The organism is Brucella pseudogrignonensis (genome assembly GCF_002252525.1).
GTDB classification, from domain to species: Bacteria; Pseudomonadota; Alphaproteobacteria; order Rhizobiales; family Rhizobiaceae; genus Brucella; species Brucella pseudogrignonensis.
In genome coordinates, this window is record NZ_NNRM01000017.1 from 497101 (window position 1) to 511035 (window position 13935).

The window sequence follows — 13935 nt, forward strand, 5'->3', positions numbered from 1 at the left end:
TGCTTGCGTGTTTTGCCTGAAAATGCTTGCCTTCCCTAGTCTACTTTACCAATAAAGGGGGGGTGGCAGGGGAGGAAAGTCCGGCAATGCAGGGCTGGGGAATTATAGGCGTCGCATTTCTGTATCTGTTGATGCTGTTTGCGGTGGCAAGCATCGGTGACAGACGTGCTGCGCGCTGGAGTAGTGTCCCGCGTCCCTATATTTACGCACTCAGTCTTGCCGTTTACTGCACTTCGTGGACCTTCTTCGGCTCGGTCGGTTTATCAGCCCAGCGCGGGCTTGAGTTCTTAGGCATCTATATCGGGCCTATTCTGGTTTTCACGCTTGGCAATCGTCTGCTGCGTCATATTGTGCGGCTTGCAAAGGCTGAGCATATCACTTCCATCGCCGATTTTCTGGCAGCGCGCTATGGCAAGAGCTTTGGTGTGGCGTCGCTGGCAACCTGTATCGCAGCGGTAGGGTCCATTCCTTATATCGCGCTACAGCTCAAAGCTGTTTCCGGCAGTGTCGGTCTGGTGATGGAGCATTACGGCTCTGCCTTCGATCCTTCGTCCTTTGTGTTTGGCGATATTTCGCTGCCTGTGGCAGCGGTTCTGGCGGTCTTTGCGATCCTGTTCGGTACGCGCCATACGGATGCAACAGAGCACCAGAATGGGCTTATTCTGGCGGTTGCGCTCGAATCAGTGATCAAACTCTCCGCATTCCTTGCTGTGGGACTAGCCTGCACTTTCTTCGTGTTTGGGTCGCCCGGTGAACTGATAGAGAAGATCTCGCAATCGCCCGCAGCACTTGATGCATTTCACTACGAAACATCCATCGGCACATGGATTGTGCATACGATGCTGAGTGCTGCGGCCATCATCATGCTGCCGCGACAGTTTCATGTAACGGTCGTGGAAAGCCGCAGCGAAAAAGAACTGCGCACGGCTTCGTGGCTGTTTCCGCTCTATCTGATCTTGATCAATATCTTCGTTTTCCCGATTGCGCTGATTGGCGTGATGACGCTTGGAAATACGGTGAGCGGCGATCTTTATGTACTAGCTTTGCCACTTTCAGCCGGTGCACACTGGCTGGCGTTGATTGCGTTTTTAGGTGGGCTTTCGGCTGCGACCGCGATGGTGATTGTCGCCTGCGTGGCGCTCTCGATCATGATCTCCAACCACCTTGTTCTGCCGCTAATCATCCGCAGATTGGCCGTGCGCCATCCGACAGAGCAGCGTGATCTGACGATGATCATTCTCAATACCCGGCGGCTGACGATTATCGGTATTCTGGCACTGGCCTTCGCCTATTACCGCATGGCGTCGAATAATATTCATCTCGCATCCATTGGCCTCATATCCTTTGCGGCCATTGCGCAATTCGTGCCGTCTTTTATTGGCGGCCTGTTCTGGCGCAATGCCAATGGGCGCGGGGCGATGCTGGGCCTTTCGGCGGGCTTTCTGATCTGGGCCTACACTCTGTTGTTGCCGACGGTTGCGCCTGAAAATGCTGCCATTTTGCGGGATGGATTTCTGGGGTTCACGGCTCTACGCCCAGAAGCGCTGTTTGGCACTGACATGCTACCGCTCACCAATGGCGTGGTCTGGAGCCTGGCCGCTAATACGTTGTTCTATCTTCTTGGCTCGCTGTCGCGTGCCTCGACGCCGCTTGAACGTATTCAAGCCAGTATTTTCCTGCCACGCTATTTTATAGGCACCCCCACGCTCAAGCGTTTCCGCACAACCGTTACCGTTGCCGAACTCAAAGCAACCATGGCCCGTTATCTCGGTGCCGAACGTGTAGAGCGCGCTTTCCTGCGTTTTGAAGGGCGTGAGCAGCGCAGGCTTGATCCGGGCATGACAGTTGACACGCCGCTCATCCGCTACGCAGAACAATTGCTTGGCACGGCCGTCGGCTCTTCGTCGGCACGTCTGGTTCTGTCCTTGCTGCTCAAGCGCAATGACGCATCAGCACGCGATGCGCGGCAGTTGCTGGATGATGCTTCCGTTGCCCTGCAACAAAACCGCGATCTTTTGCAGATCGCTCTCGACCAGATGGACCAGGGTATCACGGTTCTCGATAAGGACTTGCGGCTAACCTGCTGGAACCGTCAGTTTCGCAGGCTGTTCGATCTGCCTGATGAAGTGATGCAGGTGGGCATACCGGTATCCGAGATTGTGGAGCATCTGGCGCGTAGCGGCGATCTCGCAGCCAATGCACAGAACGCCGCCATTCGTTCGCTGGCGACATTGCGCAAACCGTGGCGTCTGACGCTGAAATCGACGGGTAAGGTGTTGGAAATCAATTCCAATCCGATGCCAGATGGCGGTCTCGTGGCGACCTATACCGATATTACTGATGAGGTCGAGGCGGATATCAGCCGTCAGCGGGCCGCGGAAGTGCTGGAGCAGCGCGTTGCTGACCGTACGGCAGAACTAACCCATGTGAACCAGAAACTTGCCAAAGCGCAGAGCGTCGCCGAAGAAGCCAATCTGGGTAAGACGCGCTTTCTTGCTGCGGCTGGTCACGACATTTTGCAACCGCTCAATGCAGCACGGCTTTACAGCACCGCACTGGCCGAAAAACTCGGTCGTGCAGAAACAAGCCAGCTCGCCCGAAACATCGATTCTTCACTTGAATCAGTGGAAGCCATTCTCGGAATGGTCCTCGATATATCGCGACTTGATACGGGTGCGCTGAAGCCTGAAGTTTCGGCCTTCCGGCTCGACCGGCTTTTGAGCCAGATCGCCACTGATTTCACGCCGATGGCACGCAAAAAAGGGCTGAAACTGCGCGTGGTTCCATCGAGTATCGTGGTCAAGACTGATCGCAACATGCTGCGTCGTCTTATCCAGAACCTCGTTTCCAATGCTATCAAATACAGCCGTAAAGGCGGCATTCTCTTAGGCGTCCGTCGTCGCGGCAATGTTGTGGAATTGCAGGTGCTTGATACAGGTATCGGTATCCCGAAGCCGAAGCTTAAACTCGTTTTCCGCGAATTCACGCGCCTCGATGAAGGAATGCGCGAGGCAGAAGGACTGGGGCTTGGTCTTTCGATCGTCGATCGTATCGCACGGATGCTCGAACTACCGCTGACGGTTTCATCGGACCCGGGCAAGGGTAGCGTTTTCACGCTCTGTCTTCCGATCAGCGATGAAGCGGTGCCGGTTGAGGAAATCGCCAGCCGCAAGGGCGTGAAACGTGCCTCCAGTCTGACGGGGCTTGACGTGCTCTGCATCGACAACGACGCCAATATTCTGGCCGGGATGGAAACCCTGCTCAATGGCTGGGGCTGCAATGTGACAACGCTGCGCGGTGGTGCCGGGCTGAAAGTGTTCTGTGTCGAGCGTGAAGTGGCACCGGATATTATCGTGGCTGACTATCATCTCGATAATGAGAACGGGCTGGATATGATCGGTTTCACGCGCGAGACTTTCGGGCACGAGATTCCGGCTATTCTGCTGACGGCTGATCGTTCCAAGGAAGTTCGCAAACGAGCCGACGACGAGAACGTGACGGTATTAAACAAGCCGCTGCGTCCCGCAGCCCTGCGCTCGCTTTTATCGAGCGCATTGCATCAGCGCCAATCAGCAGCGGAATGAATTATCAGAGTGGCTCTGAGCTCAACGCATCATTACCAATGCGTGACAGAAGAATGACCGCCTGTGTGCGGCTGTCAACGCCAAGCTTCTGCAAAACAGCGGAGACATGTGCCTTGACGGTGGCTTCCGAAACATTCAGCTCATAGGCGATCTGCTTGTTGAGCAATCCCTCGGCGAGCATGGTGAGAACACGCGTTTGCTGCGGTGTAAGCGTTCTGATCTTGTTGATCAGCGTTTCGATTTCCGGATCATGTGCCTGATCAAGATCGATGTCTGATGGTGTCCAGATGTCGCCGGCAAGAACCGCATGTACGGCTTCACCAATGGCTTCCATACTGGCCGATTTGGATATGAAACCCGATGCACCGAGTTCGACCGCGTGGCGGATTGTTGCGGCATCATCGGTTGCTGAAACAATGATGATCGGGAGAGCGGGCTGAAGCGCTTTAAGCGTGACCAGACCGGAAAGGCCCGTGCCTCCGGGCATCGTAAGATCCAGCAGCAGCAGATCAATATCGTCGCGTTCTACGACCAGTTTTTTCGCGGCATCGAAATCTCCGACTTCGATGATTTCAGCCTCTTCAGGCAAACTGGACAGAACCTGCCGCAACGCGCCTCTGAAAAGCGGATGGTCGTCAGCGATGATAAACTGCATAAGCCTCGCACGCCATTTTCTATGTCCTCCCCGAGCGATGCATTATTACATGCAACTCTTTTGTTTTATGCCGATTTTCAATCCGGGCAACCAAAAATAGCGGTATTTGGCTTGAACATATGTCGCATTGCCGCCTTCTGGCCGCATTATGTGCTAATTTCACATATGAACGAGAGCGACCCGGCAAAGATGGGAACGGCTCTAACGGGAACGAAAAGGCACTTTATGACGCGCAATACGCTTTATCCTGAAATCCAGCCCTTCAAGGAAGAGATGCTGCAGGTTTCGCCTCTGCACCGCATCCATGTCGAACAATGCGGCAATCCTGATGGCAAACCCGTTATCATGATTCATGGCGGTCCCGGCGGCGGCATCACGCCTGCCATGCGTCGTCTGCACGATCCCGAGAAATATCGTATCATCCTTTTCGATCAGCGCGGTTGCGGACGCTCCACGCCTCATGCTGAACTGCGCGAGAATACCACCTGGGATCTCGTGGCCGATATGGAGCATATCCGCGCTCATCTCGGTCTAGATAAATGGCAGGTATTCGGCGGCTCATGGGGCTCGACACTGGGGCTGGCCTATGCCGAAACTCATCCTGAGCATGTCTCGGAAATCATTCTGCGCGGCATTTTCATGGTGCGCCGGTTTGAAGTCGATTGGATGTACTCCAATGGTGCAAGCATCATCTTCCCGGATCACTTTGAGGCCTATCAGGAGCATATTCCGGAAGATGAACGCGGTGATATGATCGCAGCTTACTATAAGCGTCTGACGGATCGAGATCCGCAGGTGCAGCTTGCTGCGGCTCGTCTGTGGGCGCGTTGGGAAGGATCGGTGTTGTCGATCCAGCCTGATCCAGCGCGTGTCGAAGCCTTCGGCGAAGACCTCTACGCGGTCGCTTTCGCCCGGATCGAATGTCACTATTTCCAGAACCGTGGCTTCCTCGAAAGCGATGACCAGCTTCTTCGGAATGTCGAGCGTATCCGACAGATTCCGGGCGTCATAGTTCATGGACGGTATGATATCTGCACGCCATTCATTAATGCATGGCAACTCAAGAAGATGTGGCCCGAAGCCGATCTGAAGATCGTTGAAGATAGTGGGCATTCCGTTACTGAACCGGGCATCACCCACGAATTGATTGAAGCAACAAAACGCTTTGCAGCTTAAGATCAAAAATAAGAGGCGCATTTTCTGCGCCTCTTTCTTTAGCTAGTTTAAAAAAAGACGCCTCTAATTGGTGCTTTTTGAAAGTTCATCTTTTCTTTGAATATTTTCGCCTACAATCTAGCGAGCGAACAATTGTGATCGTGGCTGATCGCAGGAGTTCATCGTAGTGATTTATCTGGCGAAGCTTACCCGCAGCAAAGACGGCCCCGGTTAAGCTCGTGTTTGAGAGGGATACTGGCTAATGTTGAAAGAATTCAGAGAATTTGCTCTCAAGGGCAACATGGTCGATCTGGCCATCGGTGTTATCATCGGCGGGGCATTTGGTGGTCTCGTTAACTCCATCGTCAATGACATCATCATGCCGGTCATTGGTTTGATCACCGGTGGTATCGACTTCTCCAACATGTTCATCCAGCTTGCTGGCGATCCAAAGTCCACGCTCGCTGCTGCTCGTGAAGCTGGCGCGACCATTGCTTATGGTAACTTCGTTACCCTGCTCATCAACTTCCTGATCGTTGCCTGGGTTCTCTTCATCGTGGTCAAGGCGATGAACCGCCTCAAGAAGAAGGAAGAAGCCAAGCCGGAAGCTGCAGCAGAGCTGCCACGCGATGAAGTTCTGCTGGCCGAAATCCGCGATCTTCTGGCAAAGCAGAGCAAAGCCTGATTGCTTTCAGAATAGTTTCTCAAGAGCGGAGCCTTCGGGCTCCGTTTCTCGTTTGATCTATCAATAAGACTGATCAGATCATCACAAAATACCACATGATTTCATGTGTGCTCCTTGCTAATCAGGTGCAAGCACAACCGGATTTTATGTGGGAACAAATGACGCTTATCGCCAAACTTCGACCTGAAGCAGCCCAGTCACCCGAAAGCGGCATTGTTGCCGTTGCCAATCATGGCCGGGGTAAGCCGGGACTAATTCCGCTATGGGTTGGAGAGGGCGATCTGCCCACTCCTGATTTCATCCGTGAGGCGGCCCAGAAGGGTATCGCAGATGGTGAAACCTTCTATACGTGGCAGGCTGGCATTCCTGAACTCCGTGAAGCGCTTGCCCGTTATCACGCGCGTCATTTTCCGCAATCCTTCAATCCTGAAAACTTCTATGTCACCGGTTCAGGAATGCACGCCATTGAAATGGCGCTGAAGGCAACCACTGGTGCGGGTGAAGAAGCAATCTATCTTTCGCCTGCCTGGCCTAACTTCGTTGGCGCGGCAGGGCTTGCAGGGGCAGTTCCTGTGCCGGTCGAGCTAGAATTCGGCGCCAATGGCTGGGTTCTTGATCCTGAGAAGATTGCTGCGGCGATTACACCACGCACCCGCGCCATGTTCATCAATACGCCGTCCAATCCGACTGGCTGGACTGCCGATGTTGAGACGCTGCGCTTCATCCTCAATCTGGCCCGTGAGAAGGGCATCTGGATCATTGCCGACGAGATTTACACCCATTTCTATTATGGCGGTGGGCGTGCGCCATCCTTCATGGATATCATGGAGCCGGATGACCGTATCATCTTCGTCAATTCCTTCTCAAAGAACTGGGCGATGACCGGCTGGCGCGTGGGTTGGATGACGGTACATCCGTCCATCGGCCCTGTTGTCGAGAACATGATTCAGTATTCCAATTCCGGTGTGGCGCAGTTCATGCAGCGCGGTGCGGTTGCGGCACTTGACCATGGAGATGACTTCATTGCCATGCAGGTGGAGCGTGCGCGTTCAACGCGGGACCGTCTCTGCGCGACGTTGCAGGAAACTGGCAGGGTGCGTTTGGCGCCGCCACAGGGTGCTTTCTATCTGTTCTTCGGCGTCGAAGGTGTGACGAATTCGGTCCAGGCTGCGATCGATATGGTCGATAATGCAAATGTCGGTCTCGCACCGGGCAGCGCATTTGGTCTGGGTGGTGAGGGCTTCTTCCGTCTTTGCTTCTGTCGCGATCCGCAACAGGTGGATGAATCGGCAGCGAGGCTGGTGCAATGGATCAATCAGAGATAGCGGTTAGCTTCGGATAGGGCTTTATCGCCCAAATCAGCCCTACTGCCACTATCTGGCAGCAGGCTAATGCGATACATCTCAGATTATGTCCCGATCAGAACGTCTTTTTGAACTCTTGCAGGCGTTGCGCCGTCACCGTCGGCCGGTTAGTGGCAAAACGCTTGCCGCGGAAACCGGTGTCAGTATCCGCACGCTGTATCGCGATATTGCAAGTTTGCAGGCGCAGGGGGCAGAGATAGAGGGTGAACCGGGTATTGGCTATGTACTCAAACCCGGCTTTCTGTTGCCTCCATTGATGTTTCGTCCCGAAGAGATCGATGCGCTGGTACTGGGTGCGCGGTGGGTGGCGGAGCGAACCGACCACAAGCTTCAGGATGCTGCAAAAGGCGCACTTGCACGCATAAGCGCTGTCTTGCCCGATGAATTGCGGGCAACGCTTGATACCTCAACGCTCCTTGTCGGTCCGAGTGCAAAGCTGCCGACCGATGGCATCGATACTGCAATTCTTCGCGAAGCGATCAGGGCTGAACGCAAAGTTCTGCTCGATTATCAGGACGGCAATGGCCAAGTGACAAAGCGCGTGATCTGGCCGTTTGCACTTTCATTTTTTGATGATGCGCGCGTGCTCGTTGCGTGGTGCGAATTGCGTGAAGGCTTCCGGCACTTTCGCACGGACAGAATTGCTGCGGTTGACGTTGTGGAACAGCGTTATCCGAAACGCCGTCAGACTCTGTTGCGTGAGTGGCGTGAGACACAAGGAATTAAACCACGCGAATTATGATACTGCCAAAAACTGGCAGTGTGGTGCTGTAGATCGAGGATGTCACAATTTTACAGAGGACATTTTGATGATCGACAAGAACAGTATCCTGCTTTTCGTCACCGACACAGACGCAAGCATTCGCTTTTATACAAAGCTGCTCGGGCAGGAGCCGGTAGCGGCCAGCCCGACATTTGGTATGTTCATTTTGCCTTCTGGTCTTGGCTTGGGCCTTTGGAAAAAAACTGGCGTTGAACCGGCACCAACCGCCGCAGGCGGGGCGGCTGATCTTGGCTTCCGCGTGAATGAACCGGGAATGGTCGATTCAATGTATGTTGATTGGAAGGCGAAGGGGGCTTCCATCCTCATGCTGCCGACCGACCTTGATTTTGGACGCAGTTTCGTTGCTGCCGATCCGGATGGGCATCGCCTTCGGGTCTACACAGTCGATGATGAATAGCAAAAAGGCCGGTGAAAACCGGCCTTTTTTGATGCTTTATTGCTGAACTTATCAGCCGCCCGCTTTGGAAACCATCAGCGGAATGATGCGGTCTGAATTAGCAGCTTTCGGTGCATCCGGTTCTGCAAATGGGATGCCAAGCGTGTTCCAGACTTCCAACAATGCATCCTTGAGACCATCAATCAGCAGGTCGTCATGCAATGGTGACGGAGTGATGCGCAGGCGTTCGGTGCCGCGTGGCACAGTCGGATAGTTGATTGGCTGAATATAGATGCCATGCACGTCGAGAAGACGGTCGCTGGCTTTCTTGCAAAGTTCCGGATCGCCAACCAGAATTGGTACGATGTGTGTTTCCGAAGACATGACGGGGAACCCGGCGGCCGACAGAACGTCCTTGGCGCGCTGCGCCTGACGCTGCTGGCCATCGCGTTCGACCTGCGAAACCTTCAGGTGACGGATCGCAGCGGTCGCGGAAGCAGCAACAGCTGGCGGAAGCGACGTCGTGAAAATGAAGCCCGGCGCATAAGAGCGCACGGCATCGATGATTGCGCGAGAACCGGTGATATAGCCACCCAGCGCGCCAAATGCCTTGGCAAGCGTGCCTTCGATAATGTCGATGCGATCGGCAAGGCCGTCACGTTCGGTGATGCCACCACCACGGGCGCCATACATGCCAACAGCATGGACCTCATCGATATAGGTCATGGCGTTATATTTGTCGGCGAGGTCTACAATCTTTTCGATAGGCGCAATGTCGCCATCCATCGAATAAACGGATTCAAACACGATCAGCTTGGCACGGGAATGGTCCGCAGCTTTCAGAAGCTGTTCGAGGTGCTCGACGTCGTTATGGCGGAAAATCTTCTTTTCTGCACCGGAGCGACGCACGCCTTCGATCATTGAAGCGTGGTTCAATTCGTCAGAAAGGATCAGGCAATTTGGAAGCAGCCGTGCAATTGTCGAGATCGATGCTTCGTTGGAAACGAAACCTGATGTGAAGACGAGACCGGCTTCCTTGCCATGCAGATCGGCAAGTTCTGCTTCCAGCTCTACGAGCGGATGGTTGTTACCCGAAATATTGCGGGTTCCACCTGCGCCGGAGCCTGTATTGTTGGCTGTATCGCACATTGCTTTAATGACATCAGGATGGTGCCCCATGCCAAGATAGTCGTTCGAGCACCAAACGGTGATCTCACGGGCAGTGCCATTGTTACGCCAGGTAGCTCGGGGGAAGCGGCCCACAATGCGTTCAAGATCAGCAAACACGCGGTAACGCTTCTCGGCGTGCAACTGGTCGATCGCTTCTTCAAAAAACCGGCGATAGTCCATTATACGCTCCTTGTTACTGCTCTAGTACCGCTTTTGCTCGATTGCGTCCATGCCGCAATGACGGGCAATTTGCCACGCTTTCGTGAAGCTGCATTGATCAAAATCAAACAAATAGCCGGTTTTCAGTATCTGAACAAAAAAGGCGAACTATCTGGTCATCAGGCGGTAGATGAATTTTGGTGCCAAATCTCGGCGGCGTACATAGACCCGCGGCATACCGAATGGATCGTCGGATGCTCGTGCGCGGGCACGGACAGTCGTTGTTGCAGTTTCATATCCGGCTTCGCGGCACATCTCGCGATGCACGGCATGATTCCCGCCATAGGGATAAGCGAAGTTAGTCACTTCTGATCCAAGCATGTCCTCGAGCATAGTCTTGGATAGGGCGATCTGCTGGCGAGCTTCGTCTTCCGGTATCTGTTCAAGATTGACGTGATCGATTGTATGCGCGCCGACTTCGTGGCCGAGTGCTGCCCATTCACGCATCTGCGCGACTGACATACAAGGCGTCAGCGGCACACCCATGGCCTGATCCCACACATTGCTGCCGCCAACTTGATTGGCAACGAAATAGTTGGTTGCTGTGAAGCCAAAATCGGCAAGAACCGGCAGCGCATTCTCATAATTATTGAGAAATCCGTCATCGAAGGTGATGACTGCGACTTTGCCGGTCTTCTCGCCTTTAATATAAGGCATGGCATCGCGCAGTGAGAGGCCTTGATAACCAAGCCTCTTCAGCCAGGCCATCTGGTTTCGAAACTTGTCCGGATGCACCCAAAGCCCGCGAAAAGGAATCTTCTTATGTGGGAGAGGGGCAATCTGATGATAGAGAAGAATCGGAACAGCCATTTGTTTCACTTCGATCTTGCAGAAAAGCGACGCACACGCATCCGGTAGATTGGGCGCAGGATCTCACGCGCAAGCTTATCTGAGAAGGACTTCTTGTGCTGGATGGTCGTCCCGCCAAGCTGTGCGGAGATTTCCTTGACCCCGCCTGGAATGACTGCAAGCGGCTGCAGGCCCGTCACCCAGCGCATTTGTACAGTGGTGTCGACAGGTCGGTCGAACTGTTCTGTCGCTGCAAGTAATTTCTGAGCCGCGTCGAAACTCACAAGCTGCGCCACCATACCAAGCCCGATTGGATTGGGAATGATGATGCGTATCTGGTCGTTGCGAAACACTTCGCGACCATGTTCGCGATCGTCGCGGAAAGTGAATCGTACGAAGCTGCCTGGCTCAAAATGATTGGTGACGGCATGGAAGGCGGCGTTAAAAACGGCTGTCAGTTCGATGTCGTCTTCGATGATAAAACCGGCATCGAGTTTCTGATCAACAATGGCCTGCCAAGCTTTGCGATGCGACAGAAAGCACGCGATTTCATTCTTGCTCAATTCAAAAGGATAACGCGGCGCATGAAGTTTGCGGCGGTAAACGCGTTTGATTTCCGCGTCTGCGAGTGCGCGGCTGTCAACAGCGTCAATGACTTCTGTTTTGACAGGCAGTTCACGAATGAGTTTGTCGACTTGCGGTCCGCGATCGGTCGAGCGCGCCAAGTGGATGATAAAGGCCTTGATGTTCATGTAAAACCTGAGCGCGCAAAAAGTAAATTCAGCCGAAGCGGCGTTCTATATCTGCTATGCGCTTAATTTTCGCAAGTCACACTTACTAGCCTACTTTATGAAGATCTCCCGCAGCGATCTTTTCTTCGATCCACTTGCGCTCGGCTGCCCAGTCGTGCCGCTTCCAGCCTTCCCAGCTGAAGCCACAGATTTTGACGTCCCAATCGGGTAAAGAGTATTTACGCAGAACAAGCCAGATACCGAAGAAGCCAGTGCTGGGAAAGACTGTCTTCATGCGGTCAGCGCCAATGCCAAGCTCTTCACAAACAGCGAAATAATCCTGCGAAGGCATGATGCGGATCTTCTTTCCAGCACGACCGAAATAATCAATTGCCTGATTGGTCCAGTCAGCGCGGCGGCCTTTTAGGCGTGAGAGAAAATTGGGGTGGTGGTGGAACCGCTTGATGATGCTCGGATGAAATGCAAACAGAACTTCAGGGGTCTTTCGAACAATCTCTGAATTTATGAAAGTCGGATCTTTGATCCATTGTTCCATCTGCTTGCTCGATGTTGCAAGCATCAACATGTCGGTTTTTGTGCCGCTCATTCCGAGAGAGACGCGCGGTTCATTGAAACGAAGGACAAGATCGGCTGCGTCAATTTCAGAAGACAGATCACGGTCGAGAGGACCGTTCCCGACAATAAATATCGTTTTGTTCATACGTTGGGGAATCTTATTCTGTTAAGCCAGATAAACAGATTTAGTTAAAATCCGAAGATTACAAGTTTCGAACGCCCTCCTAACTCTATGGAGAGGTGTTTTGCCGATCACTTTTATCGCGGGCAGTAACGAACTGCGTTACTGCGGGTTGCTCATTGTGTCAGCGCTGACGTCATTGCAGCCATGCAGTTTATGCACTTCTCAAAACGATTAAAAAGACGGAAGCTTCATATTGGGAGGAAGGTAAAAAGCTCAGCGCTTAGAAGGTGCTGAATATAAGGGGATACCACAATGAACCACCTCCGTACCCAGTTTTCCCGTTGGATGCAGTATCGCGAAAATCTGCGCGAGTTGAGCGGTTGCACTGACCGCGAGCTTTATGATCTCGGTCTGACGCGAGATGACATTCATCGCGTAGCCCGTGAAGCAGCTTTCGCCTGATTACTCAGGCGAAGCGTCTATAAGGCAGCTTCAAACTTCGCCCGGCTTTTTAAAGCGGATGTGAATGTCGTCGCCTGCAAGATCAAAACCGGCATAGTTGCGCTGAAAGGCGATAAGGGCATCATTTACGCCCTTTGAATAATCGTCGTCATGCACTTCGACGTGATGCCGGTAAATGATGCGATCGTCTTTGTAGAATATAACCTGACCTTCCATGATGGCCTCCTCTTAAAGCCTTATGGTGCCTGCTGAGCAAAGCTCACGCACATCGGTATCTTCTATCGAGATAGGCGTTGGCTTGTTGCTTTCAAGCTTTGCCGCTGTCGTTTTCGCCTTTGCAAAGCGCAAGCCATGCTCTTGCGGCATGGGAAAGAAACGCGCCTTTGCGCCAGATCAAGGCCAAGTCCCAATTCACTTCCGCGTCTCTGATCCGATGGATGCGAACGCCGGGATTCTTGCGCTGTTCGGCGATCATTTGCGGCAGAAAGCCAATACCCATGCCTGCCGCCACCAACTCGACAATAAAGTCGATCTGGCTGGAGCGCACGGCGACATGCGGAAACAATCCACGCTGATGACACGCATCCAGAATGATATGATTGAGCGCGAAGCCGCTTTCGAAAAGAATGAAGGGCAGGCTCGCAATGTCCGACAAGGGAATGCCACCATCATCGGTGAAACTGTGATTGGCTGGAAGCAGGGCTACGACCGGTTCGCAGCGGACCTCCTGCCATTCGAAGCTCTCTTCGACGGGCAGAAGCGAGGCGGCAAGTTCCACATCGCCAGCCAGCAAAAGCTCTTCCAGCCGCTTGCTGCCGTGTTCGACAAGCTGAATGTCGATATCGGGGTAGAGCTTGGTAAAGGCTGCAAAGACCGGAGCAAACAAAACGCTGGAGCCGATGGGTGGCAAGCCAAGTCGCAAGAGCCCGCGCTTAAGTCCGCGCAACTCGCCGAGCTCGGTCAGCATATCATCTTTTTCGGTCAGCATCGCCAATGCGCGGCGGTAGACGATTTCGCCTGCACTTGTCAGGCGGGGTGGGGTGGCCTCTCGGTCAAGCAATGTGAGCCCGAGTTCTTCTTCGAGCTGCCGCACCGTCTTGCTGACGGTGGATTGGGTGGCATTGATGGTGCGGGCCGCGGCCGAAAAGCCGCCCTGTCGCACCACTTCCACGAAAGCCTGAAAGCCGCGTAAGTTCATAAGCTATTCTATTATGGAATAGCTGCAATGAAATCAATTCATTTCTGGAATGGCGGCGCAGCC

General features: G+C 53.5%; 14 protein-coding genes. 7 read left to right on the forward strand and 7 right to left on the reverse strand.

The window, feature by feature from the left end:
- Window positions 1-86 precede the first annotated feature (86 nt).
- Window positions 87-3584, forward strand: coding sequence for a PAS domain-containing hybrid sensor histidine kinase/response regulator (locus CEV34_RS08930; protein WP_007873516.1), 3498 nt, complete (start codon window positions 87-89; stop codon window positions 3582-3584).
- A gap of 4 nt (window positions 3585-3588) precedes the next feature.
- Here CEV34_RS08930 and CEV34_RS08935 read toward each other — a convergent pair whose 3' ends face one another.
- On the reverse strand, window positions 3589-4239 hold the full coding sequence (locus CEV34_RS08935) for a response regulator transcription factor (protein ID WP_007873517.1): 651 nt from the start codon (window positions 4237-4239) through the stop codon (window positions 3589-3591).
- Between the two features lie 225 nt (window positions 4240-4464).
- Here CEV34_RS08935 and pip point away from each other — a divergent pair, with 225 nt between their 5' ends.
- The 5 genes from pip (at window position 4465) to CEV34_RS08960 (ending at window position 8624) form a co-directional block, all read left to right on the forward strand.
- Complete coding sequence (gene pip / locus CEV34_RS08940) at window positions 4465-5415, forward strand: prolyl aminopeptidase (protein ID WP_007873518.1); 951 nt, start codon at window positions 4465-4467, stop codon at window positions 5413-5415.
- A gap of 241 nt (window positions 5416-5656) precedes the next feature.
- Window positions 5657-6079, forward strand: coding sequence for a large conductance mechanosensitive channel protein MscL (mscL, locus tag CEV34_RS08945; protein WP_007873519.1), 423 nt, complete (start codon window positions 5657-5659; stop codon window positions 6077-6079).
- Between the two features lie 158 nt (window positions 6080-6237).
- Window positions 6238-7404 (forward strand): pyridoxal phosphate-dependent aminotransferase, encoded by a 1167-nt coding sequence (locus CEV34_RS08950; RefSeq protein WP_007873520.1) that lies wholly within the window; start codon window positions 6238-6240, stop codon window positions 7402-7404.
- An 85-nt stretch (window positions 7405-7489) separates the two neighbouring features.
- Window positions 7490-8185 (forward strand): helix-turn-helix transcriptional regulator, encoded by a 696-nt coding sequence (locus CEV34_RS08955; protein ID WP_007873521.1) that lies wholly within the window; start codon window positions 7490-7492, stop codon window positions 8183-8185.
- Between the two features lie 67 nt (window positions 8186-8252).
- The gene (locus tag CEV34_RS08960) at window positions 8253-8624 is read left to right on the forward strand and encodes a VOC family protein (RefSeq protein WP_007873523.1); all 372 of its coding nucleotides are present in this window, start codon (window positions 8253-8255) and stop codon (window positions 8622-8624) included.
- 51 nt (window positions 8625-8675) lie between these two features.
- On the opposite strand, the gene hemA is transcribed toward CEV34_RS08960, so the two are convergent.
- From hemA to CEV34_RS08980, 4 genes are all read right to left on the reverse strand, one after another.
- The gene (gene hemA, locus CEV34_RS08965; RefSeq protein WP_007873524.1) at window positions 8676-9953 is read right to left on the reverse strand and encodes a 5-aminolevulinate synthase; all 1278 of its coding nucleotides are present in this window, start codon (window positions 9951-9953) and stop codon (window positions 8676-8678) included.
- Between the two features lie 147 nt (window positions 9954-10100).
- Window positions 10101-10802 (reverse strand): polysaccharide deacetylase family protein, encoded by a 702-nt coding sequence (locus CEV34_RS08970; RefSeq protein WP_007873525.1) that lies wholly within the window; start codon window positions 10800-10802, stop codon window positions 10101-10103.
- Window positions 10803-10807: 5 nt separating this feature from the next.
- Complete coding sequence (locus CEV34_RS08975; protein WP_007873526.1) at window positions 10808-11533, reverse strand: glycosyltransferase family 25 protein; 726 nt, start codon at window positions 11531-11533, stop codon at window positions 10808-10810.
- An 85-nt stretch (window positions 11534-11618) separates the two neighbouring features.
- Window positions 11619-12233 carry a glycosyltransferase family 29 protein gene (locus CEV34_RS08980; protein ID WP_007873527.1) on the reverse strand — a complete coding sequence of 205 codons (615 nt, stop codon included), beginning with the start codon at window positions 12231-12233 and terminating at the stop codon, window positions 11619-11621.
- 291 nt (window positions 12234-12524) lie between these two features.
- Between CEV34_RS08980 and CEV34_RS08985 the strand changes: the two genes are divergently transcribed.
- Window positions 12525-12674 carry a DUF1127 domain-containing protein gene (locus CEV34_RS08985; RefSeq protein ID WP_007873528.1) on the forward strand — a complete coding sequence of 50 codons (150 nt, stop codon included), beginning with the start codon at window positions 12525-12527 and terminating at the stop codon, window positions 12672-12674.
- Window positions 12675-12704: 30 nt separating this feature from the next.
- Here the strand turns inward: CEV34_RS08985 and CEV34_RS08990 are convergent, their stop codons facing one another.
- Window positions 12705-12890 carry a hypothetical protein gene (locus tag CEV34_RS08990; RefSeq protein WP_007873529.1) on the reverse strand — a complete coding sequence of 62 codons (186 nt, stop codon included), beginning with the start codon at window positions 12888-12890 and terminating at the stop codon, window positions 12705-12707.
- 91 nt (window positions 12891-12981) lie between these two features.
- The gene (locus CEV34_RS08995; RefSeq protein WP_007873530.1) at window positions 12982-13872 is read right to left on the reverse strand and encodes a LysR substrate-binding domain-containing protein; all 891 of its coding nucleotides are present in this window, start codon (window positions 13870-13872) and stop codon (window positions 12982-12984) included.
- Window positions 13873-13935: the final 63 nt, after the last annotated feature.

Bases quoted from the DNA above. Each gene is read 5' to 3' on its own strand.
- CEV34_RS08930 (WP_007873516.1), top strand. From the start codon at position 87: ATGCAGGGCTGGGGAATTATAGGCGTCGCATTTCTGTATCTGTTGATG.
- CEV34_RS08935 (WP_007873517.1), bottom strand. From the start codon at position 4,239: ATGCAGTTTATCATCGCTGACGACCATCCGCTTTTCAGAGGCGCGTTG.
- pip (WP_007873518.1), top strand. From the start codon at position 4,465: ATGACGCGCAATACGCTTTATCCTGAAATCCAGCCCTTCAAGGAAGAG.
- mscL (WP_007873519.1), top strand. From the start codon at position 5,657: ATGTTGAAAGAATTCAGAGAATTTGCTCTCAAGGGCAACATGGTCGAT.
- CEV34_RS08950 (WP_007873520.1), top strand. From the start codon at position 6,238: ATGACGCTTATCGCCAAACTTCGACCTGAAGCAGCCCAGTCACCCGAA.
- CEV34_RS08955 (WP_007873521.1), top strand. From the start codon at position 7,490: ATGTCCCGATCAGAACGTCTTTTTGAACTCTTGCAGGCGTTGCGCCGT.
- CEV34_RS08960 (WP_007873523.1), top strand. From the start codon at position 8,253: ATGATCGACAAGAACAGTATCCTGCTTTTCGTCACCGACACAGACGCA.
- hemA (WP_007873524.1), bottom strand. From the start codon at position 9,953: ATGGACTATCGCCGGTTTTTTGAAGAAGCGATCGACCAGTTGCACGCC.
- CEV34_RS08970 (WP_007873525.1), bottom strand. From the start codon at position 10,802: ATGGCTGTTCCGATTCTTCTCTATCATCAGATTGCCCCTCTCCCACAT.
- CEV34_RS08975 (WP_007873526.1), bottom strand. From the start codon at position 11,533: ATGAACATCAAGGCCTTTATCATCCACTTGGCGCGCTCGACCGATCGC.
- CEV34_RS08980 (WP_007873527.1), bottom strand. From the start codon at position 12,233: ATGAACAAAACGATATTTATTGTCGGGAACGGTCCTCTCGACCGTGAT.
- CEV34_RS08985 (WP_007873528.1), top strand. From the start codon at position 12,525: ATGAACCACCTCCGTACCCAGTTTTCCCGTTGGATGCAGTATCGCGAA.
- CEV34_RS08990 (WP_007873529.1), bottom strand. From the start codon at position 12,890: ATGGAAGGTCAGGTTATATTCTACAAAGACGATCGCATCATTTACCGG.
- CEV34_RS08995 (WP_007873530.1), bottom strand. From the start codon at position 13,872: ATGAACTTACGCGGCTTTCAGGCTTTCGTGGAAGTGGTGCGACAGGGC.